At 66.7% G+C, this 2270-nt stretch carries 3 protein-coding genes and 1 pseudogene; 3 read left to right on the top strand and 1 reads right to left on the bottom strand.

Features of this window, described 5'->3' with window-relative positions:
* From AC1DU6_RS28130 to maiA, 3 genes are all read left to right on the top strand, one after another.
* Positions 1 to 498, top strand: a 498-nt coding sequence (locus AC1DU6_RS28130; protein WP_477861148.1) for an ABC transporter ATP-binding protein, incomplete at its 5' end; no start/stop codon positions are given.
* Entirely contained in the window at positions 495 to 1220 is a 726-nt protein-coding gene (locus AC1DU6_RS28125) for an ABC transporter ATP-binding protein (RefSeq protein ID WP_457325454.1), read from the top strand. The genes AC1DU6_RS28130 and AC1DU6_RS28125, both read left to right, overlap by 4 nt.
* Before the next feature lie 2 nt (positions 1221 to 1222).
* A complete protein-coding gene (gene maiA, locus AC1DU6_RS28120) occupies positions 1223 to 1876 on the top strand; it encodes a maleylacetoacetate isomerase (RefSeq protein WP_457325455.1) in 654 nt (217 codons plus the stop codon).
* A 46-nt stretch (positions 1877 to 1922) separates the two neighbouring features.
* On the opposite strand, the pseudogene AC1DU6_RS28115 reads toward maiA, so the two are convergent.
* Positions 1923 to 2270, bottom strand: a pseudogene (locus tag AC1DU6_RS28115) (pyridoxal-dependent decarboxylase, exosortase A system-associated); the annotation flags it as partial.

Here is a 2270-nt window from a genome sequence, read left to right as displayed (position 1 = left end):
TACCAGATCACGTCGATCTTCGAGGAGTTCACCGTGCTCGAGAACGCGACGCTGGCGGCGATGGCCGTTGCGCGCCCACCCTGGCGCTTCTGGCGCCCACTGCTCGATGACGTGGCCGCGCGCACCGCTGCCGAGGAGGCCATCGGCCTGTCCGGGCTGTCGGCGCAGCACGGCTCGCCGGCCGGCGAACTCGCCTATGGCCAGCGCCGCCAGCTGGAGCTGGCAATGGCCTTGGCGGCCCAGCCCTCCCTGTTGCTGCTGGACGAACCGATGGCCGGCATGAGCGCGCAGGAGTCCATCGCCGTCACGGCACTGCTGCAGCAACTGAAAGGGCGCTACACCATCGTCCTGGTCGAGCACGACATGAACGCCGTGTTCTCGCTGGCGGACCGCATCACCGTGCTGGTCTACGGGCGCGTGATGTTCACCGGGACGCCGGACGAGATCCGCAATCACCCCGAGGTGCGCGCCGTGTACTTGGGCGAGGAGACGGTATGAATGAACGCAAGCCGTATCTGTCCGTTCGCGGCCTGCAGGCGGGCTACGGCCGATCCCAGGTGCTCTTCGACATGAGCTTCGACGTCCGGCCGGGCGAGGTCGTCACCTTGCTGGGCCGCAATGGCATGGGCAGGTCCACCACCGTCAAATGCCTGTTCGGCATGCTGCCCTGCCTCGCCGGCGACATCACCGTGGCCGGCGAACGGGCCAATGGCCGGGCGCCCCATCGCATCGCCCGGCAAGGCCTGGCACTGGTGCCTGAGGGCCGGCAGATCTTCACGGAACTGTCGGTCGAGGAGAACCTCGTGGCGACCGCCCGAGGGCCTGCGGCCTCAGGGCCGGCGAAGGCATGGACGCTGGACGGCATCTACGCGCTGTTCCCTCGGCTGAAGGAGCGCTGCACCAACCTTGGCTCGCAGCTTTCGGGCGGCGAGCAACAGATGCTGGCCATTGGTCGGGCGCTGATGACCAACCCGCGCCTGGTGGTGCTGGACGAGGCCACCGAAGGCCTGGCACCGGTCATCCGCGACGAGATCTGGCGAACCATCCGGCAGCTGAAGGCGGAAGGCCTCGCCCTGATCATCATCGACAAGAACATCAACCGACTGCTGGACCTGGCGGACCGCCACTACGTCGTTGAGAAGGGCCGTGTCGTCTGGAGCGGAGATTCCGACGCCATCCGCCGCCAGCCGGACCTGATCCACCAGTACCTGGGAGTCTGAGCATGAAGCTCTACGGTTTCTTTCGCAGCGGCACCTCGCACCGCCTGCGCATCGCCTTGAACCTCAAGGGCATCGCCTACGAACAGGTGCCCATCGATCTGCGCACCGAGCGACACATGACGGCCGAATACAGGCAAATCAATCCGCAGCAGTTGGTGCCGAGCCTCGATACCGGCGCAACGGTGATGACGCAAACCCCCGCCATCATCGAGTGGCTGGAGGAGTGCTTTCCCAAGCCAGCATTCCTGCCCGAAGACGCCCGGGCGCGAGCGATGGTTCGAGCGCTCGCGGCCATCGTTGGCTGCGATATCCACCCGGTCAACAACCGGCGAATTCTGGAAACACTGCGCCACAGCTTTGGTGCCGACGATGCAGCGGTGAACGAGTGGTGTGGCACCTGGATCGCGGCGGGGTTCGACGCGTTCGATGCACTGGTGGCGTCGCACGGCCGCAGTGGACCGTTTTCCTACGGTGACACGCCGACGCTGGCTGACGTCTACTTGGTGCCGCAGATTGAAAGTGCGCGGCGCTTCAAGATCGACATCAATCGCTGGCCGCGCCTGGCAGGCATCGACCAAGCCTGCGCCGGGCTTGACGCGTTCCGGCTGGCGACTCCGGCGTTGCAGCCGGATGCCGACAGACCCGCGGGGCATTGACCCGATTGGCGACCACGCACGATGGGCCAGGGCCTGGGCTGCACGTTCAGACGAGCACTTCCACGCAGGCCGGGTGGCCCAGGAAGCCTTCGGGGCTGGCGCTGCGGCCATAGGCGCCGCTCTGATAGACGACCGCGAGGTCGCCAATCTCGCCCTTGGCCATGTCCATGCGATCGGCCAGCAGGTCCAGCGGCGTGCACAACGGGCCGACGACGCTGGCCGGCTCGGTCGCTGATTCGCTGCGGCCCTGGGGTTCGACGGACGCCGGGTAGTTCTTGCGCAGCACCTGGCCGAAATTGCCCGAGGCCGACAGGTGGTGGTGCAGGCCACCATCGGCCACCAGGAAGACCTGGCCGCGCGAGACCTTGCGGTCGACGATGCGGCTGACATAGAT

This window comes from Roseateles sp. P5_B10, assembly GCF_056400485.1.
Note: the sequence above shows the minus strand (reverse complement) of the source record. Positions and strands in the feature narration are given on the sequence as shown.

What these genes read in the sequence shown, in the direction of transcription:
- maiA (WP_457325455.1), top strand. Translation starts at nt 1,223, where the DNA reads ATGAAGCTCTACGGTTTCTTTCGCAGCGGCACCTCGCACCGCCTGCGC.
- AC1DU6_RS28125 (WP_457325454.1), top strand. Translation starts at nt 495, where the DNA reads ATGAATGAACGCAAGCCGTATCTGTCCGTTCGCGGCCTGCAGGCGGGC.